Source organism: Aphanizomenon sp. CS-733/32 (assembly GCF_028330045.1).
Taxonomy (GTDB): Bacteria; Cyanobacteriota; Cyanobacteriia; order Cyanobacteriales; family Nostocaceae; genus Dolichospermum; species Dolichospermum gracile.
Genome location: NZ_JAQMSE010000222.1, coordinates 12,677 through 36,600, shown reverse-complemented (window position 1 = coordinate 36,600; position 23,924 = coordinate 12,677). Strand labels below are relative to the sequence as shown.

Annotated in this window: 21 protein-coding genes and 2 pseudogenes; 11 read left to right on the top strand and 12 right to left on the bottom strand. The window is 36.9% G+C overall.

What is annotated here, in order from left to right:
* Positions 1-242: 242 nt before the first annotated feature.
* Both PN471_RS18640 and PN471_RS18635 read left to right on the top strand, forming a co-directional pair.
* The gene (locus PN471_RS18640; RefSeq protein WP_271778109.1) at positions 243-539 is read left to right on the top strand and encodes a hypothetical protein; all 297 of its coding nucleotides are present in this window, start codon (positions 243-245) and stop codon (positions 537-539) included.
* A gap of 7 nt (positions 540-546) precedes the next feature.
* Positions 547-951 (top strand): type II toxin-antitoxin system VapC family toxin, encoded by a 405-nt coding sequence (locus PN471_RS18635; RefSeq protein ID WP_028091445.1) that lies wholly within the window; start codon positions 547-549, stop codon positions 949-951.
* Between the two features lie 264 nt (positions 952-1,215).
* Here PN471_RS18635 and PN471_RS18630 read toward each other — a convergent pair whose 3' ends face one another.
* From PN471_RS18630 to PN471_RS18610, 5 genes and pseudogenes are all read right to left on the bottom strand, one after another.
* Positions 1,216-1,443: a hypothetical protein gene (locus PN471_RS18630; protein ID WP_271778108.1), complete on the bottom strand. Its 228-nt coding sequence runs from the start codon at positions 1,441-1,443 to the stop codon at positions 1,216-1,218.
* A gap of 212 nt (positions 1,444-1,655) precedes the next feature.
* Positions 1,656-1,919, bottom strand: a complete 264-nt coding sequence (locus PN471_RS18625; RefSeq protein ID WP_271778107.1) for a hypothetical protein — start codon at positions 1,917-1,919, stop codon at positions 1,656-1,658.
* A gap of 302 nt (positions 1,920-2,221) precedes the next feature.
* Positions 2,222-3,559, bottom strand: coding sequence for an ImmA/IrrE family metallo-endopeptidase (locus PN471_RS18620; RefSeq protein ID WP_271778106.1), 1,338 nt, complete (start codon positions 3,557-3,559; stop codon positions 2,222-2,224).
* Positions 3,540-3,986 (bottom strand): hypothetical protein, encoded by a 447-nt coding sequence (locus PN471_RS18615; RefSeq protein ID WP_271778105.1) that lies wholly within the window; start codon positions 3,984-3,986, stop codon positions 3,540-3,542. Before PN471_RS18615 ends, PN471_RS18620 begins: the two co-directional genes overlap by 20 nt.
* A gap of 113 nt (positions 3,987-4,099) precedes the next feature.
* A pseudogene (locus tag PN471_RS18610) lies at positions 4,100-4,216 on the bottom strand (hypothetical protein); the annotation flags it as partial.
* Here PN471_RS18610 and PN471_RS18605 point away from each other — a divergent pair.
* The 4 genes from PN471_RS18605 (at position 4,210) to PN471_RS18590 (ending at position 6,526) form a co-directional block, all read left to right on the top strand.
* Positions 4,210-4,410 (top strand): hypothetical protein, encoded by a 201-nt coding sequence (locus PN471_RS18605; RefSeq protein ID WP_271778103.1) that lies wholly within the window; start codon positions 4,210-4,212, stop codon positions 4,408-4,410. The pseudogene PN471_RS18610 and the gene PN471_RS18605 sit on opposite strands and share 7 nt — an antisense overlap.
* A 335-nt stretch (positions 4,411-4,745) precedes the next feature.
* Positions 4,746-5,618, top strand: a complete 873-nt coding sequence (locus PN471_RS18600) for a hypothetical protein (protein ID WP_271778102.1) — start codon at positions 4,746-4,748, stop codon at positions 5,616-5,618.
* 9 nt (positions 5,619-5,627) lie between these two features.
* Entirely contained in the window at positions 5,628-6,065 is a 438-nt protein-coding gene (locus PN471_RS18595; RefSeq protein ID WP_193898714.1) for a hypothetical protein, read from the top strand.
* Positions 6,066-6,076: 11 nt separating this feature from the next.
* Positions 6,077-6,526 carry an HNH endonuclease gene (locus PN471_RS18590; RefSeq protein WP_193898712.1) on the top strand — a complete coding sequence of 150 codons (450 nt, stop codon included), beginning with the start codon at positions 6,077-6,079 and terminating at the stop codon, positions 6,524-6,526.
* Between the two features lie 63 nt (positions 6,527-6,589).
* Here PN471_RS18590 and smc read toward each other — a convergent pair whose 3' ends face one another.
* Positions 6,590-10,219: a chromosome segregation protein SMC gene (smc, locus tag PN471_RS18585; protein WP_271778101.1), complete on the bottom strand. Its 3,630-nt coding sequence runs from the start codon at positions 10,217-10,219 to the stop codon at positions 6,590-6,592.
* A gap of 257 nt (positions 10,220-10,476) precedes the next feature.
* On the opposite strand from smc, the gene PN471_RS18580 reads away from it, so the two are divergent.
* Positions 10,477-11,922 carry a glycoside hydrolase family 13 protein gene (locus tag PN471_RS18580; protein ID WP_271778100.1) on the top strand — a complete coding sequence of 482 codons (1,446 nt, stop codon included), beginning with the start codon at positions 10,477-10,479 and terminating at the stop codon, positions 11,920-11,922.
* A 106-nt stretch (positions 11,923-12,028) separates the two neighbouring features.
* On the opposite strand, the gene PN471_RS18575 is transcribed toward PN471_RS18580, so the two are convergent.
* The 3 genes and pseudogenes from PN471_RS18575 to xseA all read right to left on the bottom strand — a co-directional run bounded on the left by PN471_RS18575 (position 12,029) and on the right by xseA (position 15,658).
* Complete coding sequence (locus tag PN471_RS18575; protein WP_271778099.1) at positions 12,029-12,688, bottom strand: hypothetical protein; 660 nt, start codon at positions 12,686-12,688, stop codon at positions 12,029-12,031.
* Between the two features lie 335 nt (positions 12,689-13,023).
* Positions 13,024-14,373 carry an NYN domain-containing protein gene (locus PN471_RS18570; protein ID WP_271778098.1) on the bottom strand — a complete coding sequence of 450 codons (1,350 nt, stop codon included), beginning with the start codon at positions 14,371-14,373 and terminating at the stop codon, positions 13,024-13,026.
* A gap of 68 nt (positions 14,374-14,441) precedes the next feature.
* Positions 14,442-15,658, bottom strand: a pseudogene (xseA, locus tag PN471_RS18565) (exodeoxyribonuclease VII large subunit).
* Between the two features lie 185 nt (positions 15,659-15,843).
* On the opposite strand from xseA, the gene PN471_RS18560 reads away from it, so the two are divergent.
* Entirely contained in the window at positions 15,844-16,131 is a 288-nt protein-coding gene (locus PN471_RS18560) for a small RNA NsiR4-regulated ssr1528 family protein (RefSeq protein ID WP_193895236.1), read from the top strand.
* Between the two features lie 227 nt (positions 16,132-16,358).
* On the top strand, positions 16,359-16,721 hold the full coding sequence (locus PN471_RS18555; RefSeq protein WP_096667447.1) for a phage holin family protein: 363 nt from the start codon (positions 16,359-16,361) through the stop codon (positions 16,719-16,721).
* 220 nt (positions 16,722-16,941) lie between these two features.
* Here PN471_RS18555 and PN471_RS18550 read toward each other — a convergent pair whose 3' ends face one another.
* The 3 genes from PN471_RS18550 to PN471_RS18540 all read right to left on the bottom strand — a co-directional run bounded on the left by PN471_RS18550 (position 16,942) and on the right by PN471_RS18540 (position 20,489).
* On the bottom strand, positions 16,942-17,766 hold the full coding sequence (locus PN471_RS18550; protein ID WP_271778097.1) for a hypothetical protein: 825 nt from the start codon (positions 17,764-17,766) through the stop codon (positions 16,942-16,944).
* Entirely contained in the window at positions 17,766-19,124 is a 1,359-nt protein-coding gene (locus tag PN471_RS18545) for a DNA methyltransferase (RefSeq protein ID WP_271778096.1), read from the bottom strand. Before PN471_RS18545 ends, PN471_RS18550 begins: the two co-directional genes overlap by 1 nt.
* A gap of 219 nt (positions 19,125-19,343) precedes the next feature.
* Positions 19,344-20,489, bottom strand: a complete 1,146-nt coding sequence (locus PN471_RS18540; RefSeq protein ID WP_271778095.1) for a cysteine desulfurase family protein — start codon at positions 20,487-20,489, stop codon at positions 19,344-19,346.
* Between the two features lie 141 nt (positions 20,490-20,630).
* Between PN471_RS18540 and PN471_RS18535 the strand changes: the two genes are divergently transcribed.
* Positions 20,631-22,271 carry a DUF655 domain-containing protein gene (locus PN471_RS18535; protein WP_271778094.1) on the top strand — a complete coding sequence of 547 codons (1,641 nt, stop codon included), beginning with the start codon at positions 20,631-20,633 and terminating at the stop codon, positions 22,269-22,271.
* 17 nt (positions 22,272-22,288) lie between these two features.
* Positions 22,289-23,749, top strand: a complete 1,461-nt coding sequence (locus PN471_RS18530; protein ID WP_271778093.1) for a bifunctional orotidine-5'-phosphate decarboxylase/orotate phosphoribosyltransferase — start codon at positions 22,289-22,291, stop codon at positions 23,747-23,749.
* Positions 23,750-23,924 lie beyond the last annotated feature (175 nt).

Genomic DNA, 23,924 nt, shown 5'->3' with positions numbered 1-23,924 from the left:
TAGAAAAAGGCGAACTGAAAGTCAGTGTTGCGCGATTCCTAGGTCGCGCTTCGCTATCGCACTTTATCAGTTTAAACTTTAAGCGATTCCTAGGTCGCGCTTCGCTATCGCTTGACATTCAAAACAGTCGCTACAAACTTTTGGGGACTCATTGGTGATTTAAAAGTGTTAGTATAAATAATTCCCAAAAGTTTACAAACTTGATATAATGGACATAAAGACTATTTAGTGAGGTAATAATTATGTTATCAACTGATATGAAACAAGAATCAATAATTAAGAGAATTGAGAATGTTGTTGCTATTTTAATGGAAGAACGTCCTTTATTTAAAGAGGATCTAAATTATGCACAAACAGTACAAAATTTAGTAAAAGTATTTAAAGAAAACTTTTCTTTAGAAGAATTTAGTCAGATATCAGAAGAAAGTCTTAAAAAGCGTTGTAGTGGTATCATGGCTCTACACCTTTTGGCTAAAATAGGAGAGGATTTTACTCCTGAAGAAATGGCAATTTTTGATGATGCAGTTAAAAGAAAATAGAAAATTTATGAATTATTTATTAGATACTAATATTGTTTCTTTAGCACTCAAACAAAATTCCCAAATTCTTCACAAGATTACAATTAGTGAGTCTAAGGAAGAAAAGATTTTTATTAGTTGTATCACCTATTTTGAAATTAGGCGAGGTTTTTTAGCGGTTGATGCACCAAAACAAAGAGCAAGATTTGAGGAATTTTGTCAAGAATATCCGATTATTTTCTTAGATGATTTGGCAATTTTAGAAAAAGCTGCCCAAATTCATGCTAATTTGAGATTAAGGGGTGTACCAATTCAAACTGAAGATGTTTTAATCGCTGCTACTGCTATTCTTAAAGATTTAATTGTGGTTTCTAATGATAGTGATTTGGCCAGAGTTGAGGGTTTAAGTTTAGAGAATTGGCTAGAATTATGATGATTAAATTATTTTTTGGCTGATGTATTTAAAACTGTAGGTTTGGTTAAGCTGTTATTGGGTTTTTCGCATTTGGTCAGGGTGTAAGTGGCGAACTCGCACTTTATCAATCTAACTGTGAGCGATTCCTAGGTCGCGCTTCGCTATCGCACTTTATCAACCAACCGATAAGCGATTCCTAGGTCGCGCTTCGCTATCGCACTTTATCAATCCAACCTACGAGCGATTCCTAGGTCGCGCTTCGCGATCGCCTCGATATAATAGCTAATTTGAGTGGCGGATAACATCAGGCGCATCACCACCAACATATCGCCCCCGTCCGCTCCAACGTGTTCTTATATCCTGCTTTCGTGATAAGCTCACAAATTCTCTACCGCTTTCAGCTTGTTGCTTTTGCAAATCAGCAAAGATAGCTTTCAAGTCATGATTGAATGACCGAGAATACTGTTCACGAATTCTGTGGATCTCTTCCACAATCTCATCATGAAACATAATCAACCTCCTAGAAGTTCATAGGGTGTACAAAGAATCGGCAATTCGTATCCAAAATCAATGCTGATCTCCGCCAATTTTCCCTGAATTTGAGCGTTGGCAATGTGCTTGCAATTCCATGTCAGCAGATAATCCATTCCGTGAACAGTTGCAACTGCGATATGAATAGCATCAACATCGGCTTTTGCTGGAAGGTTGCTGCGACCTAAAAATTACTCTGCTAAATCCAGCACGGATTGGTTTAAGTTGAGTAATGATAGATTGCTAAGGATTTCTAGTCGTTGAGATGCAATTTTGGCATCTCCTTGGGTAGTTTCTTTCAAGACTGCTTGGGATGAGTACAGTTGAAAGTCACTGCGCCGTGTATTCCACCACTCCCTCGTTATCTCAATATTAGCCGCCACAATAATGTCTCTGCTTGGTCGAGCAGTAAGGTAGCCTAAGATACTGGTTTCAATATAGACAGTTTCACTCATACACGGTAGATTGTAAGCTACTTCATTTTAGCTTATATTTTAGGTGCGTTACATTTCATTAATGCACCCTACAAGATCGGCGATTACTAGGTCGCGCAACGCTTACGCACTTTATCAATCTAACCTATGAACGATTCCTAGGTCGCGCAACGCTTACGCACTTTATCAATTTAACCTACGAGCGATTCCTAGGTCGCGCAACGCTTACGCACTTTAGTCAAACCAACCTACGAGCGATCGCACTTTAGTCAAACCAACCTACGAGCGATCGCACTTAACCACAACAGGCGATTCCTACGGAGCTAATAGGGAACACTAGGTTCTAAATCATTGACTCCGTGTGAGGAGAAAATTAAGCGATTATTGATTAGGATTGTTTCGATGGTTTTTTGACTCACCATGAAATATTCAGATGCGTCTTCTATCGCAGATTCCGAGTAGTCGTTATTCAAATAAGTCTGCAAACTATCAAGCGGACAAAGAAACTCTGCCGCAAAAGCTCGCTGATATTTTTGCCTTGATGTTCTGATGTCAGTGCTGGCAAGCCATGATTTTCCAGAGTTACCATAAAACAAATAATCACCAATAAGCCTAGCTAATTCAAATCTTTTGGCAACAGGATGTTTTTTTCTAGGATGATAGTACAATATATCTTTCTTTAATGGAACTGCAACTGAGATAGATTGCCGTTCTGGAGGCTGCCATCCATCATATTCAGATTCCTTTAAACCTAGCAAATCACAAAGGCTTTTGTTAGTGAAAGGTTTTTCTTCGTTGTCAATCTCCTTACGCACAAAGGATGCAATTTCCTTTGCTCGTTGCCAAGGTGCTTTTACCGTCTCTTGATTTATAGGCAAATTACTCCAATTAACTGGCTTTCCTTCTAGTCCAGTAGATTCGATCAGTTCTTTAATTGCGGTGAAAGAAGGTTCGGTTTCTAATGATTCTTTACCGCAAGTAGGAGCTAGTTCAGAAAGCGTTTCATTTCCCATTTGTTCAGCCAGATCAAGAGCATCTTTCACGATCTCATCAGGACATTCATCGGGATCAAATCCCAATTCAGCTTCACGACGACGGTACATTGTTGAATATGGGTCAGATCGTTCTTCTTGGACCTCTTCCCAAAGGTGAGCTAAAGATGTGCCATAAACTTCTGTTTCATGAAGACGGGATATAACAGACTCAATAAATGCTGCTGCTATGCTATCAAATTCAAGGAAGTTCTGGGAGACTGGGTGATCAAGACCATTTATGTATCTGACTGACTGTTTATCAGCAGGATCGGATGGAGTACCCCATATTTGCATAGATTCAGTATCTGAAGCGAATATGACCCTCGGCCAAATAAATCCTTGATTGGATGCAGTTAGTTCATGCGCCATTCTCCAATCAACTGAGGGTTTAATTCCTGCGGGTGGAAGAGGCTCGAAAAGTAATCTCCACCATGAAGATGCCATCCACGATGCCAGGGGATAGGCAGAAACGAAAACCGTAGACTCAATCTTTTGAGACCAAATATCCTGATTCTCAGTCAGATTGACTTCTTCCGCTTGCAAACTAAACATACCCATAGTCTGCTCAATTTCGGGCGAATTATCTCCACTGGGCAACCAGTCAAAATTAAGATTTAGCTTTTTCACTCCGAATCCTCCATTGCTTGATTACCTCTTCATAGAAAGGATCTGTTTTTTGCATAGGATAACCATGATACGACCCTTGCTCAGACGATTCAAGCTGTGCTTCTAGTGGAGTTCCATCATCCATGATAGACCAAACGTTTTTTGGCCAAAACCCTGTAGAGCGATCGCTAACCAAACCCATTTTAATACCTTTCCTTAGCAGAGCTAAAGCTTCCTTTCTAGTGAACACCTTAACGGAGTCACAGAGAGACTTCTTTTTTCTGGGTGAACTAGGAGGTGTAAGGTTAAAATCACCTGGATTCCTTTTATGTTCGGGATTTCCGCCATACTTTGCTTTTGATGCTAGGTCTGAAAGGTGTTGAAAATCACATTCCTCCAAATTAAGCATTTTGCGTTTGTCGTTGAATTTGCCGTTACGTTTTTTCATGAAAATAAAGTATTGGCTCAACCTTAGCACATTTTAGTCATCCGGTAAGTATCTCGCGGCATTTTTAGTTTTAAAATCTCTCTGAATTATACAGAAATTTTCCATATAAAAACAATATTCACAACTATAAACTGCGCTTGTTCTGCCTGTTGTCTAATCATTCTCGCTAATCGTTCCACATTTGCCCCATCTAAAAACATATCAACTTCGTCAAAAGCGTAAAATGGCGATCGCACTTTATCCATCTAACCTACAAGCGATCGCACCTTATCAATCTAACCTACAAGCGATCGCACTTGCTCAATCTAACCTACAAGCGATCGCACTTGCTCAATCTAACTTACGAGCGATCGCACTTTATCCATCTAACCTACAAGCGATCGCACTTTATCCATCTAACCTACAAGCGATCGCACTGATATGATTCTGACTTTCTCTTGAGAAATTACTCCGAAAAAATTGCTTTTGTTCAATTAAAAATAAGGTGCGTTACATTTCATTAACGCACCCTACAAGATCGGCGATCGCACTGATACCAGGAAATATACGGGGTTCGCTGTTTTTTAGGTAAGCTTGACTTTACGATAGTTTTAAATCTCACACTGTTAAATCAGTATTCATACAGTTGATACTGTTTTAAAAAGCAACCTATTTTAGTTATAATGTTATTTGAAGTGCTAACTCATTCATATTAAAAAAGTGCTTTATAGTACAAATATACTTAAAATATAAATTGTCTATGTCTGAAAAGTAAACATTTTGATTGATGAAGTTTTGAGGGAATTTATGGCATCTAAAGGTCAATTACAAACAATTCTAATGGAAAAATATGGAATTAATAAAAATATCAGTGCTGCGTTGAATAAAGAAGAGTGTGAACAAATTATTGACATTCTTGATAGTGAACCTATAACAGTTAAGTTAATTGAATCATTTGCTGAAAAAAATGCTGGTCTTCGTAAAAACAATGCTTCCCTTGGAAGTAGACGTTATCACGCTGAAACAAAACTTTCATCTTTACAATCTGAATATTTAGAACTGCAAGAATCTATTAAAAATATAGAACTACTAAAATCAGAATCATCTTTACGGAAGCAAGAATTACAACAGGAAACTAGAAAACTAGAAGAGGATATTCAACAAGTTACAACAGAAAATAAAAATCTCAAAACTCAATTAGAATTATTAAATCAGAGTAACCAAAATTTAACTAATGTGAATTTGCAATTAGAAAAAGAAAATGAAGAATTAAAATTATTAGAAAATGAATTATTCTTGTTGCAAAAAGAATACAGAGAGTTACAAGAATCTATTGAGAACATAGAAATATTAAAATCAGAATCAGCTTTACGGAAGCAAGAATTAGAACAGGAAACAAGAAAATTAGAGGAAGATATTAAACGCATTACGAAAGAAAATAAAAATCTGAAAACTAAAGTAAATACATTAAGTTCTAATAATCAAGAGTTAACTGAAGCTAATAGTCAACTACAAAAAGATAATAGACATTTGAAAAATATAGTAGATCAAATCAGACTTCAATTAACAATCAATATGAATAGTTTATTGAGATTACAAGATAGTGAGATTCGGAAAGGTTTAATCAAGTTATTACAATCCATACAGGGTTAATTATTTCTTATGCTTAATTATAGAAATAAGAGAAATTTTCAAGGGATGAGTTATCGTGAACTGCAAAAACATAACTCACAAAATAGAATTAAATTATCTCCAGCAGATCAAAAATGGTTAAAAGAAAATGGTTATAAAAATCTTGGTTGGGATAATGTGATTAATCTCCATAACACCATTCAAGATTTTTTAGTAAAGTATCAGGTAGAAGATTTAACCCTAGAAGAATTATTTTTAGAAGCGGATCGTATTGGTAATAAATATCTGACGGAGGATGAAATACAAGATTTTCACCAAAAACTAGCAAAAGAACTTAATGAACTTTCAGAGGAGATAGATAAACAATTTCCCCAGACAGAAATGGAAATTATTGATTTTAGTCAAAATGCTAAATTTAAACCTACAAAAAAGCGCAATCAAAAAACATATAGAACTATAAAATTATAGGAATAATAAATATGAGCTTAGAAAATAAAGATATTGGGGAATTATTTAAACTTGCAGATAAAATTGGTAAAAAGAGATATCATAAACTGACTGAGCAAGATTTTGATAATTACAGAAAATTTGACAACTGGAGATATATTAATGGTGATTCAGAATGTGGAACAACTGAGGAAAGTAAAATATGGGTAAGAGATAATTCCGATTATTATTGTCCAATTTGCGATGATAAATACAGAGAGGATAATGGAAGAAGTATTGATCATAAGTTACCAAGATCACAATATCCTTGGTTATCATTAGATTTTCAAAATTTATGGGTCATTTGTCGAAATTGTAATTTGGAAAAAGGAGAAATGCACTGGTATGAATATGAACTTTATATTTTTACAAAATATCCCGAAATTTATCCTTTTATAAAATCTGTACGTCCTAAAAGTTTGCTTCAGTCTTTAAAGGAATAAACTAATTTAAGTAAATAGCGATCGCTTCACAATTATTCATCTTACGCAATCCTGCGGACTGTTTCAATGGTCAGACGATTGCAACTTAATACCCAAAACCTGAGTATACGCGCCTCTAGCCTGAGTCACCCCAATTGTCCGCTGTGCTGATTCTATCATCGGACGGCGCAAACTCACAACTATAAACTGTGCCTGTTCAGCCTGTTGTCTGATCATTTTCGCTAATCGTTCCACATTTGACCCATCTAAAAACATATCAACTTCATCAAAAGCATAAAATGGGGAGGGACGATAACGTTGTAGGGAGAATATAAAACTTAATGCAGTTAAGGATTTCTCTCCCCCAGACATAGAAGCAAGCCGTTGGACGGGTTTTCCTTTGGGGTGTGCGACTAGGTTTAAACCACTGTTAAAGGGGTCTTCAGCATTATCTAGTTGTAAATAACCGTCACCATCGGAAAGAATAGCAAAAATAGATTGGAAATTCTCATTTACTGCGTCGAAAGCTTCTTTAAATGCTTTTTGTCGGAGGGTGGTAAAGTTTTCAATTCTTAATAATAATTCTGTTCTTTCACCTTCCAAAGTCTCTAATTTTTCGGTGAGTTCTTGGAGACGACCTTGGACTTTATCATATTCTTCTAAAGCTAACATATTTACAGGTTCCATTGCCTGTAATCGTTTGCCTATAGTCCGCAATTCTTTTTGTAAGTCTTCTAAATCAACTTTCGCAGGAACTTCTGGTAAAGGATTGGGTAATTCTGCACCTAAATCTCGCAATTGGGTTTGTAATGCTGTTAAATCTTCCCGGCGTTTTTCTTGGGTTTCTTGCAGTTTCTCAATTTCCCATTGTAATTGTTGTTGACGCAATAGGAGCGATCGCAATTCGGTTTCTGCTGTATCTCGATTTTTCTTTTCTTCCCCTAAATTCTCTTCTAATTGACCCAATTTAGCCTGAATTTCGGTAATTAAATTATTCAATTCTTCAACTTGACTATTAACTGTTGCTTGTTGCTGTTTTCCTGTGGTTTCTTCTTGTTGATATTGAATAACTCTGGTTTGGGATTCTTCTATTTTTTCTTGTAATCGTTGTTGTTGATTTTCGAGATTTTTTAATTGTTGTTGAACATCTCTTAACGCAGTTTCCCGTTGTTGTAATTCCTGTTCTTGGGTTTTAATGATAGCTTGGATTTGTTGCCATTCGCTAGGAGTTTGGGAAGATTCCAACTCAGCTAGAGTATGTCTCAATTGTTGTAATTGAGTTTCTTGTTCTGGTAATTCCCGATTTAAAATTCCTAACCGGGATTGTGCAGATGTGAATTTTTCCGTATTTTGGGAAAGTTGAGAACGAGTATTTTCTAACTGCGTTGTTAAACCTTTAATCTCTTTCTTTAACTGTTCTAAATATAATTGTTGTTCTCTACGTCCTTGACGTGCTTCCGTTAATTCTAAAGTTAATGTTTTAGTGCGAGTTGCTAAAGTAGAAATTGCTTCTCCGCAACGCTCTAAAATCCGATCAATATCTATTAAGCGAGTTTTTAAATTAGTGACTTCCTGAGATTCTCCAGCTTCACCGCTATCAAACCGCAAAGATGAACGTTGATTACCACTACCACCAGTCATTGCACCGCTAGTTTCTAATAATTCCCCTTGTAAAGTGACTATCCGATATAGTCCCATATTTTTCCTTGCTTGGGCAAGAGTCGCAAATACTACCGTTGCACCAAAAACATAGGCAAATACATCATGATAACGGCGATCGCACTCTACCAAATCTACCGCATAACTGACAAACCCATCGGCTAAACGCAAAGTTGCATCTTGGGTAAATTTCGGTACTTTGATCTTGTTTAAGGGTAAAAAAGTTGCCCTTCCCGCCCGTTTTTGTTTTAACAGTTCAATTCCCGCCGATGCCACACTATCATCTTCCACTACAATATGCCCTAAACGCCCACCGCCAGCCATTTCTAAAGCTAATTGATATTTAGGATCTACCTTACCTAATTGCACGACTAAACCGCACAAACCGGGCATTTCTGACTGTAAAATTACTTTACTGGCTTGTGTTCCTTGGATCTCTTGTTGTGCCTGGGTTTGTGCTTCTAATTTATCTAGTTGACGTTGTTTGTCCCGTTGTTCTTGTAAAAGTCGTTTTTGGGTATCTTGTTGAATTTGTAACTCTTGTTCCGTCGCAGGGAGATTTTCGGCTAAATTTTGAATAGGTTGGGTAGAAGCATTAAATTCTGTTTCCAAACGCCCGTATTCAGCTTGTTTTTGGGCTAATTCCGGTTCTAAAGTTGCAATTAATTGAGACTGTTCAGAAATCAGTTGTTGTAATTGAGTATTCCGTTCCTGTAATTGCGCTTGTTCTGTGCGTTGGGGTTCGAGAATATGCAATAAAGATTCAATTTGCCGATTTAAATCGGTTTGTTGTTGTACCCAAGCATCCGTAGCACTGGCAATTTCCGCAGCAGCTTGACGAGAAGATTCTAAATTTTCTTGGGCTTTATCTCTTTCTGTTTGTAGAGATGTGACATTCAACATTTCTACATTTTGTTGTTTTTTAGCTTCCTCTAAAGCAAGTTGATATTGGTGAATTTCTTGATAAGTTTGATTTAACCGCCTTGTAGATTCTTGAATAGATGTTTCCAATTCCCGCTGTTGGCGTTGGAGTTGTTTCCGTTCCGCTTCCTGAGTAGCGAGATTAGACTGAACAGCAAGAACTTCCTCCTCACCCAAAGCCTTCACACGGAGATTTAGCTGATCTAATTCAGTAGTCTTCTGATTAATTTGGGAATTAGTTGTACTTAGTTGAGTAGTAAAATCACTGAAATTGCGATCGCCCTCTTGAACTTGTGCCACCAGTTTTTCCTGCTGTGCTTGGAGAGAACGCCAAGATAACACCGCTTCCCAGGATTGTTTTTGGATAAATTCAATTCGCAACAATTGATACTTTTCCGCCTTAGCCTTATCTTGAGATAGGCGATCGCATTGTCCACTTAACTCAGTTTGAATAATCCGACAACTATCTTCCTTATCCTTCACCTCATCTAAAGTAGACTTAGCCTGGACAATTTTCCGATCATAAGTCGCCACCCCAGCCAACTCATCAATAATTTCCCGACGTTCCCGCGCATTCATGGAAATGATGCTGGTAACATCCCCTTGCAATACTACATTATACCCTTCAGGATAAATCCGCAGTTCCTCCAAATCCTCATGTAACTCAGACAGAGTACAAGCCACACCATTAATATAATAATTCGACGTATACCCCCCCTGCTGAGACACCCGCAAACGGCGAGTCACACTCCACTCAGAGGATTTTGGATTTTCTTCCCCGACCTCCCCAACCTCCCCGACTTCCCCGACTTCCCCGACTTCCCCCACCTCCTCCCTTTGCGCCTCTGCGCCTCTGCGAGAGACATCCGAAATATCAAAAGTCACAGTTACACTAGCTTCCAGCGCTGAACGCCCCTTATGTTTTTGGGCATTATTCACCAAATCCGGTAAACGTTCCGCCCGCATACCCTTAGAACTAGCCAGTCCCAAGCAAAACAGCAACGCATCAAGAATATTTGATTTTCCAGAACCATTTGGGCCAGATATGACGGTACACCCCGGTAGGAGAGGAACAGCAGTAGTCCCACCGAAGGATTTAAAATTGGTAAGTTCAACGCGCTTGACGTATACCATGAGTCACTGGTTAACTGGAAAAGAGGTTAAGTAAACAAGTGTACCAATTATTTATCCTTTCGTGACTAGGAAAGAGGGGAAATTTGGTAATTGATATGCTGTGGGTTCTGGGTATTTAATTGGTCATACTCTAAATGTATGGCGACAATATATTTTAAACGAACCACAGAGACACAGAGGACACAGAGGGAAATACAAGGGGGTTGTTTACATCTGGTTTAAAATTGCTATATGTTAAGTTGCTCATAGATGTATTTATGGAAATTCAAACGCCAGATTGGGTTAAACACGCGGTTTTCTATCAAATCTTTCCTGATAGATTTGCCAGAAGTCAACGTTCCCGTGACAGTTTCTTAAATAATAGCAATTTGGAAGCCTGGGATGCACCACCTACTCTCCAAGGTTACAAAGGTGGTGATTTATGGGGGGTGCTGGAAGAATTAGACTATATCCAAAGTTTAGGGGTGAATGCAATTTACTTTACACCCATTTTTCAATCTGCTAGTAATCATCGTTATCATACCCATGATTATTACCAAGTTGATCCGATGTTGGGGGGAAATCAAGCTTTGCGAGAATTAATAGATGCAGCCCATTCACGAAATATGAAAATAGTTCTCGATGGCGTATTTAATCATTCTAGTCGAGGCTTTTTCTTCTTCCATGATGTGTTAGAAAATGGTTCTAATTCCCCTTGGGTAAATTGGTTTAAAATTCAAGATTGGCCGCTTGCCCCTTATGATGGTAGTTTACCCGCTAATTATGATGCTTGGGCGGGGATTCGCTCTTTACCAACCTTTAATCATGATCATCCAGATGTTAAAGAATACATTATGGAAATTGCTGAATATTGGTTAGAATTTGGCATTGATGGTTGGCGGTTAGATGTGCCTTATGAAATTAGAACTCCGGGTTTTTGGCAGGAATTTCGCCAACGAGTTAAAGGTATTCATCCTCATGCTTATATTGTCGGTGAGGTTTGGACAGATGCCCGTGAATGGCTTGATGGAACGCAATTTGATGGGGTATTGAATTATTTATTTAATGAGGCTGCCATTGCCTTTGCAGTAGGCGATCGCATCGTATTAGAATTAGTAGAATCTCAGAGTTATTATCCCTATCCTGCCCTAGATGCGGCTGGTTATGCAGCCAAAATTCACCGCCTTTTAGAATTATATCCTTGGGAAATCCAACTAACTCAATTAAACGTCCTCAGTAGCCATGATACAGCCAGATTAATTAGTATTGCTGATGGTGATCAAGCAAGTGTAGAATTATGTAATCTGCTGTTATTTACTTTTCCTGGTGCCCCTAGTATTTATTATGGTGATGAAGTTGGTTTACCTGGAGGCATAGATCCAGATTGTCGCCGTGTTTTCCCCCTAAAATCTGATTGGAATCAAGACATTTTAAATACTCACAAACAATTAATTTCTATTCGTCAAAATTACCCGGCTTTGCGAATTGGTAATTATCAAGTTCTTTATGCAGTAGGAACAGTTTATGTATTTGCACGAACTCTAGAAAGTGAAGAATTAATTATTGCTGTGAATGTGGGAAGTGAATCTATCACAGTGAATATAGATTGTCGTAATTTGCCAAATAAACCACATCAAGTTTTATTCGGCAATGGGGAAATTACATGGAAAGATAACAATGTTTCTTTAACTATTCCTCCCCGTAGCGGCTTGATCTGCGGATAAGAGGATGTTTGAAAACTGGTATTTTATAGCACTGAAACGACCAAATATCCTGCGTACAGATGATGGTTAATTTGTACAGTGCGTAAGTCCTATTGTCTATGAATTTTCAATTTTTAATTGTTGAAGGTTGGGTGTGATTTTGGAATAAAGGGCGCACAATTAAATACCCAGCCGCAAAACCAGTTATCATGATGAATATAATAGTTACTATGAGCCACCAACCATTTAATCCTTTACCCTCAGACTGAGATTGGGGATAGTAGCGAACTTCCTGTTCTTCTATAAATACTGTTTCTGATCCTGGCAAGTTTATATTCGTCCTTGGTGCGGCGGACTCCTGACGACGGTTTTGAGGAGGGGTTGGTTTTGTTGCTGTTTTCGGTCGGGGACGATTTGTTTGCGGACGCGGAGATAATGTGGTAACAGTTGGCTTATGTGTGTGTTTTACCTCGTGATCATGGTCAGGTGTCGGCTGAGGTTGAGGCGGATATTTAACTTCATGATCAGATGGAGATGATGCGGGAGAACTGGGTGATGATGTACTAACTAGCTTTTGCAGTTCTAAGCAAGACTGAATCACTTTAGTAATTTCTTGACGCAGTTGTTGGTTTTCCTGGACTAGTTTCTGATTATGACTGGTAATAACATCCAATTTGGATTGGACTGCTTGTAACTCCACTGTCAACTCTCGATAAACACAAAGGGGAACAGAAGGGGAGTAACTGTTAGGTAGTTGGTTGTAGTAAGATTCTGTAGTTGTTTTCATGGAGATTTTAGTATCAAAATACGGTAGCTAGAGTGAGGGTACACAACACCAGAATATAATTATTTATGAGATTATGCCCAAGAATAATAGAAAAATGCACAAAAGGCAAAGACGGGGAAAAATATCAGGAGTTGAGAATAAAAAAAGAAGCGAGAAGGGTTAAATAATGAAAACTATCAGTATATTAACTGATTTATGTGATTAATACAACATTTAATCAATAAATTTATTTGATCAATAATTCGGAAATCGGAAAAAGTGTCCTCCTGGTCCTTGTCCTTTGCCATTCCTGTTCCCTTACCACACAAGTAAATTCACAGAATCAAACCGGATTCCTATAGTTCCGACTTCTTAACACCTACCTCCCATCTTTTACCTACCTGCTGAATTTGCAAAGAATTACAAGAATGTAAAAACTTCACAAAACTACCACCAATCTGCAATTGTTTTATTTGTTCCGTAATCGGTTGACCATATTGCTGATAAAACTTACTACCCAAAATACTAATATCCACAAATCGCCGATTATCTGATTTACTTAAATCTATCAAAATATTTTTGATTGCTTGTTCTAAATCTGCGGCAGAACTAATAGCAGATAATCCGCTTGATATTGTAGCTTGTACATGATCTTGACCATCTCCCGACTGGATTTGTTGATGTTCAAAGATTGTGACATATAATTCAGATTTTTCATCAATTTGATGAATGACAATCTCAGATGGATAGTTAATAAATACATCCTTGGCTTTTTTGCCAGGAAAATGATGAGCAATAATTTGACTAATAGTTAATTGATGTTTGCCTTTAAATAATTTAGACAGAATCGAAAGTTTCACCCAATAACTAGCAGTTTGCTTTTGTTGTAATTTAATCAAGCCCTTGATTTGAAAAATAAACTGTTCTATAGAAGGTATTTCTGGCACAGGTTTCAGAGAATAATTAACAGTTTCACTGGTTGCACTATTAAATACCTTAATATTTTCTCCATGTTGACTAACTTGATAAACTAATATCCCATTTTGCTGTAACGTATTACATAAGTTGGTCATTACCTTATCTGAGGAACAAACAAACACTTCCTTAACATTAGGATAGCGTTCATGAATAGAAGAACCCACCGCAATCATTTTCCCATCAGCATTATCTCTACCAGCAGGAACATGAATTAAATCATAGCCACGTTCATGTAATTCTACATCCAATTTTCCGCGATTTGACCAATTAGCAAAAGCAATTTTAACTTGTACAGGAGAATGACAAATTGTAGTTAAAAACTTTTCAGTATTCGTGTTCAGTTGTAGGTTTTCTGCATCTAAAAGTAAAATAGTTATATTTACAGACTGTCGTTGGAGTAAATGATTAGCATTTACATCAATATTTTCGGAATTTAACTGCTCAATATCAGATATTAAATCTGATATTATTTGTGAATTAAAAGCTGCGGGAACAAGCACTGCTTTAAGTGATGATTGCAGTTTTTGTAATAATTCATCCCAGCTTTGAGTTTGGCTGAGTATAGCTCTAAATTTTGCACTCAAAGCCGATTTATTTGTAGATATTTGCCAGTTAATAGTTCGATATTTTGCAATCAATAATTCCGGTTGCTGTTGTTGAATAGCAATAATTGATTGACAAATCTCGACAGAAATTTTTTGTAGTAAGGCAGAATCATGATAGGACATAGCTTACATCGTACAGTAGAGCATCCTGGGCGTAAAGTCTGAAGTCTGAAAATATACTTTTCCAAAATTTAACCTTCAGTAACTTCTATAACTTTAACTGTTACCTTACCTTGTGCCAACTGAATCACTAAATTTTCTCCTATAGTTAATTCTGATACAGAACGAGGAATTACACCATTTTCTGTTATCACTACCGCGTAACCACGCTGTAATACAGATTGAGGGTCAATAATAGCCAATTTTTGGCGTAACATTTCTAAGTGTTGGCTGGCTTGTTGTAATTTTCCCGTTGTTACTTGTAATAATTGCCGCTGTTGCCAAGATAACTTGTCTCTTTCCTGTTCTACTTGTCTATCTAGGCGCAATTGACGCAACCGATGTTTTAATCCTTGAAGTTGCTTTTCCCTAGCTGCTAATGATGAATTGACGGCTGTACACAAGCCGATAATTCGCTGTTGGTGTTGAATTTGTAAATCAGACAGTGACGGGACAACTGTTTCCGCTGCGGCTGTTGGTGTATGTACCCATGAATCAGCAACTAAATCTGTTAAGGATTCATCCCTTTGGTGTCCAATTCCTGTTATTATTGGTATTGGACAATTAGCAACAGCCATAACGACTCTTTCATCATTAAAACAAGCTAGTTCTTCAACAGCACCACCACCTCTGGATAAAATTAATACTTCCGCACGACCATCTTTTTTGACTCTTTCAATGGCTTTAACGATAGATGCTGGTGCTTGTTCACCTTGCACTGTCGCGGGAGAAAATAAGATGTGTAAGCCGGGATATCTATGTTTGAGGGTTTTTTGAATATCACCCCAAGCCGCTGCTGTTGGGGACGTAACGACAGCGATAATTTGTGGATGTGAGGGAATATATTTCTTTCTATATCAAATAGTCCTTCAGTCTGTAAGCGATTTTTTAGTTGTTGATAGCGTAACGCCTGTAAACCTACACCCGCAGGTAAGGCTTGCCACACTGTTAATTGATACTCTCCCCGTTGTGGATAAATGCGAATACTGCCTAAAATAATTAACTGTTCGCCAGCCACAGGCATTTGTGCCAATTTTGGTACTTGACTTTTCCAAGCTACGCACTTAATAGAGGCTGTACTATCCGTATCTTTTAGTGTAAAAAATAATCCACTTTGGTGATGATTGGCGCTGGAAACTTCCCCAGTTACCCACACTTGTCTGAGAATTTCATCTTGTTCTAAGAGTAATTTTAGGTAGTCGGTTAATCCAGTTACGGAAAGGGCGGTATTAGGAAAGTCAAAGATCATCCGATTTTAGATTTTGGATTAATTCTACTAAGAGAACTCCACAAAAAAGATGAACTGCTTGCAGCAGCCCTTCGCTATCCAACCTTGTGGGATGTGGGATGGGCATCTTGCCCGTCCTTGTATTTACAGTGCTTGAGGAGGCATTCCCTGATAATATATTTCTATATCTTTGAAAATAGGTTACTATGACTACTGAAACGACTACTGGTGCTGATGCTATTGATCAAGCGATCGCCAAAGGAATTGATTTTGATGGCTCTCCTATTCCCACAGCCAAGTTAGAATTGTACAGTCAGGTCATGGGGTTAGAAGCCAATAGACAACGCAGCGGTGTCTCCAATACCATGCGTTCTCGCATCGTTCGGATTGGTGCTAAACATATCCCCCAAGCTGAACTTGATCAAAAGCTGATTGAAGCTGGTTTTGCACCCTTAAAAGAAAAGGAAGTTGCTTTTTTCTACGGTGGTAAGTAAAAGACAAAGAATTCCGTGCAAAAGTCAGATCCCCGACTTCTCTAAGAAGTCGGGGATCTGGTGGTTTATAGTAAACCTAAAGATATCTAGAATAAATTTCAGTTCTAGTGAGAAATTCTGCTAATTTATAAATAATTGGTTAAGCTACGAAGATTTTTAGATCAAGAAACCAAGTCAACCAGGTAATTTATCGTCATATCAACATTCACGTTTCAGGGGTTCTGGTAATGGATATTACGACGCTGCTAATTGTTTGGTTAGTAACGGCTGTTAGTTTGTGGATTATTAGTAAATTACCTTTAGGAGTGGAAATTGATTCTCCTGAAAAGGCAATTTTTTCCGCCGCAGTTTTAGGTATTATTACAGCGCTAGTTAAGCCAGTTCTCAAGGTTTTGTTTGTGATACCAAATTTAGCCACCTTTGACTTATTATCTGGTATCTTTACTTTCATGATTGCTGTTGCTTGTTTTAGTATTGCTGCTTGGTTAGTAGATGGTTTCCGGTTACGTTTTGGCATTTGGAGTGCAATTTTAGGTGCTTTTGCGCTTACTCTTGTCAATAACATTATCTACAAATTATTAGGTGTTTAATTGGTAACTGGTAATTGGTAATTGGTAATTGGTAATTGCTTACTATCACCTATTCGTTATATTATCAATACGAATAATTAAGACATCTGATTTCCGAAAGTTAACTGGGGATTAATCTCTGCAAAATCTGTTTCACAACTATCCCAGTCCAATCAATATTGGCTGCTGTTGTCTGTTTTCCTAAAGTTAATCTAATTGAGATTTATCTAACGTCCAAATTTTACTCATCAAAGGTTGGTGGAAGATCAAATAATGAAAGAGAATCTGTTATTAAAAAGACATTTTTTAAATTATCTTGTTCTAAAAATTCAAGGGCATTTTCTATAGTATTGAACTCAAAAACTTTGACTTCTCCTAGACTTGAAACAATTTCAACAACAATTTTCTTAATCTGTCGCTCAATTGATTCATTTAAGATATTTTCAATTAGTAAAATTAACTGTTCTTCTATTAAACCCACCATTTTTCTTCCTATTAAAGCTCTTTGTTCATAGGTGAGGTTATTGTATTTATACCAAGCATCTCTTGCCTTGATTTTTTCTTTTTCTCCCCAACAGAATTCAATCCCTACTTCCAGGAGTAATGTACAAATAAATTCAAATGGGATGAAAAATAAGTTTATATCATTGCTTCTCATCATAGCTTGTGATGAGCCACTCCAACTGCCTGCTAAAACAGCTATGGAACTTCTTATGCTATGGTATCGTCGTCTGACAGCAGAATGGGCGTTACAAATCCAACTTGCTTTATCTCGATTATGTTTTTTGTATCTTATATATTTTGATTCAAATAAAATTAATGGCTGCATCTTTTCATTAGCAAAAACACCATCAATATCATATTCATTCCCATAGTTATCTGACATTAATAGCTTCTTCGCTTTTGTGCCACTTTTTGTGTTTCTTACGCCAGAAGTTAAATAATGACAACCATATAAATCTGCTATTTCAATTAGGTTTTCTTCAAGTGCCTTTTCCATAGATGCACCAATAGCTTCACCTATAGCACTACCAAAATTTTCAACCGACATATATTTTTCTAGCATTATTGTTTATCCAAAATTATTATTGATTCCTGTAGGGCAATATTGTGTCGCTGAGGATTATCTTTCCACTTATCTCCTCGCTTCCTTAATATCTCCATTTTATAGTTACCAAAACCAATAGAAACTCCAATTTCACCAATTAATTTATCGGTAGGAATATGTATACCATAGGGGGCTGAATCTCCCAACACAAATAATGCTTTTGTATTAGGTTTTAAAACCCTGTAAATATCTTTGATGATTTTATACATATCATTAAAATATCCAATTATCATGAGATCATAACTCTTTTTTCCGCCTTTAAATTTTCTCAATTGAGCTAGTTGATATGCAGAATTTTGAATAAAGTCCGTAATTTTATCACATTCTTGTTTAAATTCATCCAACAAAATGTATCGAGAATCTCCTCGTAATATTTGAGTGGTTGCTGATGTTATTAGCTTGGTACGAAAATTGTCTGATATATCTTTCCAATTCTTAGCCTCACCCCAAAAATATAATTCTAACCTTGTTCTGTCTGCATAATCAAAATTATTGAGATAAGGAGGTGAAGTAAATACATAATCTACAGATTGATCTTCGATAAACATTTTTGTATTTCTTGAATCTGCATTAAAAAGATTATGCGTTGATTTATCATAATTTTCAGATGAGCTTTGTTTTATATTTCTAATATCTTGTAGCATCTGATATGATAACTTGATGAACTCTACCAGAACTTCTTTATCGGTAGAAGTTGGTTTCAATTTTTTAGGTGCTATGTAAGGCCACCCTGTAGCTGCGCTAGATACATCTCTAAGTAATGCTGTAATAACAACATAGAAAAAGTTAAATACTGGTTCTGATAATTCTTCAGTCTCCAAAATCATCTTGAGTAGATAGAGTTTTTCAAGAGTGTTTTTTGAGTAACATTTAATCACCAGTTCAGGAAAAAAGTTTTCAATACTAAATCCTTTTTTATTTATAATTTCATCTAATTTTTCAATGAATATCTTTTCTACTTTCTTTATAAAAAAGACAGCTTCTTGATAATTTATTTCCCAATTCATTTTTGCTTGTGCAATTTTGTATACAAAGGGATGAGCCTCTACACCAAATGAAGAGATTCCCAGGTTCTTACAAGTTAAATTTGTCGTACCAGATCCCATAAATGGATCATAAACAATCATATCTGAAGTAACACCAAAACGCTGGATTGAATGAGTTACAGCTTTATAAGAGAAGCCGGCAGGATAAGTGAACCAACGATGAACAGGTGCTTTTAAACTATCCTTAAATGTACCCCAATTTTCAATTTCATTCTTACTATCTATATCTTCGATTTCGGGGAACAAACTTAACTGCTGAGTAGTTTTCATCTGGGAATTTATTAGTAAATGAATTATCCAAATAAAAAAGGTAAGTTGGGTTTTTAATCAATTAACTCAATCAGGCAAACCAATTTTCCTTGGATATTTAGTTATATGATTATACATCATATCTAGCATTGATTGATAAAAATCGAGCAAATCAGCAAAATTCTTCTCCGTTGTATTATAAACTTAATTATCCTCTCCTTGGTGGATTTAGTTTTTTAACTAACTTATTAATCTCTGCAAAATCTGTTTCATAACTATCCCAGTCCAATCAATATCGGCTGCTGTTGTCTGTTTTCCTAAAGTTAATCTAATTCCACACAAAGCTGCTTTGGGAGAATATCCCATAGCTAACAAAATGGGACTAGGGTTTAATTTGCCACTATTGCAAGCCGCACCAGCACTAATACCAATTCCGGCTAAATTTAACTGTCTTACTAAGGTTTTACCGCTGATTTTTTCTCCGTCGGCTGCTTCTAAATAAAAGCTGAGATGATGGGGTAAACGATGAATTTTGTCACCTGTGGGTATTAAACCCGGAACATCTGCTAAAATGGCAAAAAGGCGATCGCGCAGTAGGATCAATCTCTCTCTTTCCGTCTCTAATTCCTGTGCTGCTAACTCCGCAGCTACTCCAAATCCAGCAATAGCGGGTGTTGCTTGCGTCCCTGAACGCAGTCCGTTCTCCTGTCCACCCCCACCCAGCAGCGGCATTAATGCCACTCCAGAACGCACATATAACGCCCCTGCACCCAAACCACCATAGATTTTATGACTAGATAGACTCAATAAATCTACAGGTAATGTTTGCACATCTATGGGTAAACGTCCAGCAATTTGCACTGCATCTGTGTGAAATAAAGCACCGTGTTTTTGAGTAATTTTTCCCAATTCTCCAATTGGTTGGACTGTTCCCACTTCACTTTGTCCATAAATCACAGATACCAACACGGTGTTATCTCGCAAAGCTGCGGTTAAATCTGCGGGGTTAACTCTTCCGTAATGATTTACACCCAAACGGGTAACTTCCCAACCCCAATTTTCTAACATTTTCGCCGGTTCAGAAATGGCGGAATGTTCTACACTGGAAATGATCAGATGTTGGGGAGTATTGTAACATCGCGCCACCCCCATAATTGCTAAATTATCTGCTTCCGTTCCTCCAGAAGTGAAAATAATTGATTCGGGAACAGCGTTAATTAATCCTGCAACTTGCATTCTCGCAGTTTCTACAACCAATGCGGCGCGGTTGCCCCATTCATGTAAACTGGAAGGATTACCCCACTGTTGTGTTAGGATTTCTTGGATAATTGCGATCGCTTCTGGACGAGTGGGAGCAGTTGCACTGTAATCTAGATATATTTGCATAGTCTTGTTTTTATTTCGCGCAATCTCTCTTAGAGATCCCGCAGGGTAGACGCAAAGGAGCAAAGGCGCAGAGGAAGAAAGAAATTCAGAATGTGATATAAATACATTAAAATCTCTGTAATTTACTTTTATCAAGTTACTGTGTTTATTTTCCCACAAGTTCGCTATTTTTCTTATGTTTTTTTATTGCTATTCACTCTGACTGGTTGTGAACAAGTCCAATCATCAAACCAGCGTTTAGCACCATTACCCCAAGATCCTTTAATTCAAGTTTACTTCAATAATTCCCAATCTTCAGAATATCAAGAAACCTATCGTCAGCAAACCCGGTTAGGGGATGATTTAGAAAAGCAGATTGTTGATACTATTTCCCAAGCTAAATCTACTGTGGATATAGCTGTCCAAGAATTGCGTTTACCAAGAGTTGCCCGAATATTAGCACAAAAACAAAAATCTGGCGTAAAGATTAGGTTAATCTTAGAAAGTGATTATTCTCGTCCTTGGAGTAGTTTCACTTCCACAGAAATAGCTAAATTAGAAAAAAGAGAACAAGAACGATATAAGGAATTTCGGAAATTTGTGGATATCAATCAAGATAATCAAATCACACCAGCGGAAATTAGTCAACGGGATGGGTTAGCAATTATTCAAAATGCCCAAATTCCTTGGCTAGATGATACCGCTGATGGTTCAAAGGGTAGTAGTTTAATGCACCATAAATTCGTTGTTGTTGATCATCGTTTTGTGGTTATTACTTCTGCAAATTTCACCTTAAGTGATACCTCTGGAGACTTTACAAATCCTAGCAGTTTGGGTAATGCCAATAATTTATTAAAAATTGATAGTTCTGAATTAGCAACTTTATTAACAGAAGAATTTAATATTATCTGGGGTGACGGAGTAGGAGGAAAACCAGATAGTAAATTTGGAGTTACAAAACCTGTTCGTAACCCACAAACAATTACATTGGGGAATAGCAAAATTACAATTCATTTTTCTCCAACATCTCCTACTGAACCTTGGAGTAATTCCAGTAATGGGTTAATTGCCAAAACCTTATCTGCAAGTTTAAAAACAGTTGATTTAGCATTATTTGTATTTTCCGATCAACAACTTGCCAATATTCTCGAAGAACGTCATCATCAAAATGTCCAAATTCGGGCTTTAATTGCACCACAATTTGCCTATCGTCCCTACAGTGAAGCTTTAGATATGATGGGATTTGCTTTAAGTGATAACTGTAAATATGAAGTTGATAACCGTCCTTGGAAAAATCCCATTTCTACCGTCGGAGTCCCAATTTTAGCTAAGGGTGATTTATTACACAATAAATTTGCAGTCATTGATAGCCAAACCGTAATTACAGGTTCACATAATTGGTCAGAAGCAGCAAATAATGGCAATGATGAAACATTAATAGTGATTGAAAATCCTACAGTAGCAGCACATTATCAAAGAGAATTTAATCGCCTTTATGGTCAAATAAAACCTGGTCTACCAGCAAATGTTAAATCTAAAATAGATGCAGAAGTTAAAAAATGTCCTCAAATTAAACAACCATCATCTTTCGTAAATCCAATTACCACTAAAATTAATCTCAATACAGCAAGTCAAGCAGAATTAGAAACTCTTCCTGGTGTGGGTGAAAAGTTAGCCGAAAGAATAATTATAGCCCGTCAACAGCAAAAATTTACTTCTTTACAAGATGTTGATAAAGTACCAGGAATTAGTGAAAAAATGTTGGTAAGATGGGAAGGAATGATCACATTAACCGCAGATTAACGCATATACGGATAATCATGTTACCATTAACGAAATTTTACGATAAATTGAATGGGGCGATCGCCCAAAATCAGAGTTTACTATTTATAGGACTAGATCCTAATCCAGAAATGCTCCCTGAACGATATTCCCAGAAATCACATTCCAATAGTTTGATTGATAGTCTGTGGGATTGGTTGGAATTTACTATCTCCCAAACCACTGATTTAGTATGTGCCTATAAACCAACTCTGGGATTTTACGCAGCTTTAGGTATTCCGGGATGGGAATTACTACAACGAACTTTAAAAGCTATTCCCGCCCACATTCCGATTATATTAGATGCTAAACATAGCGATCTTAATACTAGCACAATTTTCGCTAAAACTGTTTTTGAAGAATGGCAGATTGATGCGATTACATTGAGTTCTTATGCAGGACAAGATCACGTAGCCCCCTTTTTAGTTTATCCCGATAAAGCCGTTTTTATTTTGTGTACAACTTCTAATCCGTCTGCGGCAATTTTACAGCAATACCCTACAGCCGAATCACCTTTTTATTTACAAGTAGTCAAAGAAGCAAAAAACTGGGGAACACCTGAACAACTAGGTTTAGAAGTAGGAACTATTCAGCCAGATATTTTAGCAAAAATTCGCAAAGAAGCACCAGAAAGAGTAATTTTAGCCCGCAGCATCTGGTCTGAAGGTGGTAATCTTAAGAACTTGCTATCAGAGGGATTAAATTATAATGGTGATGGGTTACTTCTTCCCGTTTCTCAAGATATGTTAGGAAGTGAAAATCTATCTACACAACTGCAATCTTTAAGGGTGGAAATTAATCATCTCAGAACTGAAATTTCCCAGGAAAACTCCACTTGTTCCGTCTGGTTTCCTGATGTTTGTTTGTTAAATAAACACCCGCTTTTAGATTTAATTCTACAACTTTATGACATTGGTTGTATCATGTTTGGTGAATTTGTCCAAGCTTCTGGAGCTACCTTTCCCTATTATATAGACCTCCGCAAAATCATTTCCAATCCCCAAGTATTTCATCAGATAGTAATTGCTTATGCAGAGATTCTTAAAGACCTAACTTATGATAGAATAGCGGGTATTCCTTATGGTTCTTTACCTACTGCTACTGGATTATCATTACATCTAAATTCCCCGATGATTTTTCCCCGCAAAGAAGTAAAAGCACACGGAACCCGCAAGGTAATAGAAGGTAATTTTAATCCTGGAGAAGTTGTTGTCGTTGTTGATGATATTTTGATCAGTGGTAAAAGCGTAATGGAAGGAGCAGAAAAGTTAAAATATGCAGGATTAAATGTCAATGATATCGTAGTATTTATGGACCATGAACAAGGTGTAAAAGACAGATTGCGAGAAAATGGTTATCAAGCACACGCAGTTTTAACAATTTCTGAAATTACAGAAACTTTATATGCAGCAGGACGTATTAGTGAGGAACAATTTAAAACTTTATCTGAAATAAATTAGACATTTATTCTCAAGATAGTTAGACAAGACTGATTCAATAATTAGGATTTTTTAGGGACTTTACTGATGATTCCCAGTTTATGATATATCAATAAATAACTCTGTTAACGAAGGAGAATTTGTATTAGCGACTATGTAGTTTGTCATGGAAAACATTTAACACAGAATTATTCAA

Excerpts from the sequence above, each read along its gene's own strand:
- PN471_RS18640 (WP_271778109.1), top strand. The coding sequence starts at position 243 with ATGTTATCAACTGATATGAAACAAGAATCAATAATTAAGAGAATTGAG.
- PN471_RS18635 (WP_028091445.1), top strand. The coding sequence starts at position 547 with ATGAATTATTTATTAGATACTAATATTGTTTCTTTAGCACTCAAACAA.
- PN471_RS18630 (WP_271778108.1), bottom strand. The coding sequence starts at position 1,443 with ATGTTTCATGATGAGATTGTGGAAGAGATCCACAGAATTCGTGAACAG.
- PN471_RS18625 (WP_271778107.1), bottom strand. The coding sequence starts at position 1,919 with ATGAGTGAAACTGTCTATATTGAAACCAGTATCTTAGGCTACCTTACT.
- PN471_RS18615 (WP_271778105.1), bottom strand. The coding sequence starts at position 3,986 with ATGAAAAAACGTAACGGCAAATTCAACGACAAACGCAAAATGCTTAAT.
- PN471_RS18605 (WP_271778103.1), top strand. The coding sequence starts at position 4,210 with ATGGCGATCGCACTTTATCCATCTAACCTACAAGCGATCGCACCTTAT.
- PN471_RS18595 (WP_193898714.1), top strand. The coding sequence starts at position 5,628 with ATGCTTAATTATAGAAATAAGAGAAATTTTCAAGGGATGAGTTATCGT.
- PN471_RS18590 (WP_193898712.1), top strand. The coding sequence starts at position 6,077 with ATGAGCTTAGAAAATAAAGATATTGGGGAATTATTTAAACTTGCAGAT.
- smc (WP_271778101.1), bottom strand. The coding sequence starts at position 10,219 with ATGGTATACGTCAAGCGCGTTGAACTTACCAATTTTAAATCCTTCGGT.
- PN471_RS18580 (WP_271778100.1), top strand. The coding sequence starts at position 10,477 with ATGGAAATTCAAACGCCAGATTGGGTTAAACACGCGGTTTTCTATCAA.
- PN471_RS18575 (WP_271778099.1), bottom strand. The coding sequence starts at position 12,688 with ATGAAAACAACTACAGAATCTTACTACAACCAACTACCTAACAGTTAC.
- PN471_RS18570 (WP_271778098.1), bottom strand. The coding sequence starts at position 14,373 with ATGTCCTATCATGATTCTGCCTTACTACAAAAAATTTCTGTCGAGATT.
- PN471_RS18560 (WP_193895236.1), top strand. The coding sequence starts at position 15,844 with ATGACTACTGAAACGACTACTGGTGCTGATGCTATTGATCAAGCGATC.
- PN471_RS18555 (WP_096667447.1), top strand. The coding sequence starts at position 16,359 with ATGGATATTACGACGCTGCTAATTGTTTGGTTAGTAACGGCTGTTAGT.
- PN471_RS18550 (WP_271778097.1), bottom strand. The coding sequence starts at position 17,766 with ATGCTAGAAAAATATATGTCGGTTGAAAATTTTGGTAGTGCTATAGGT.
- PN471_RS18545 (WP_271778096.1), bottom strand. The coding sequence starts at position 19,124 with ATGAAAACTACTCAGCAGTTAAGTTTGTTCCCCGAAATCGAAGATATA.
- PN471_RS18540 (WP_271778095.1), bottom strand. The coding sequence starts at position 20,489 with ATGCAAATATATCTAGATTACAGTGCAACTGCTCCCACTCGTCCAGAA.
- PN471_RS18530 (WP_271778093.1), top strand. The coding sequence starts at position 22,289 with ATGTTACCATTAACGAAATTTTACGATAAATTGAATGGGGCGATCGCC.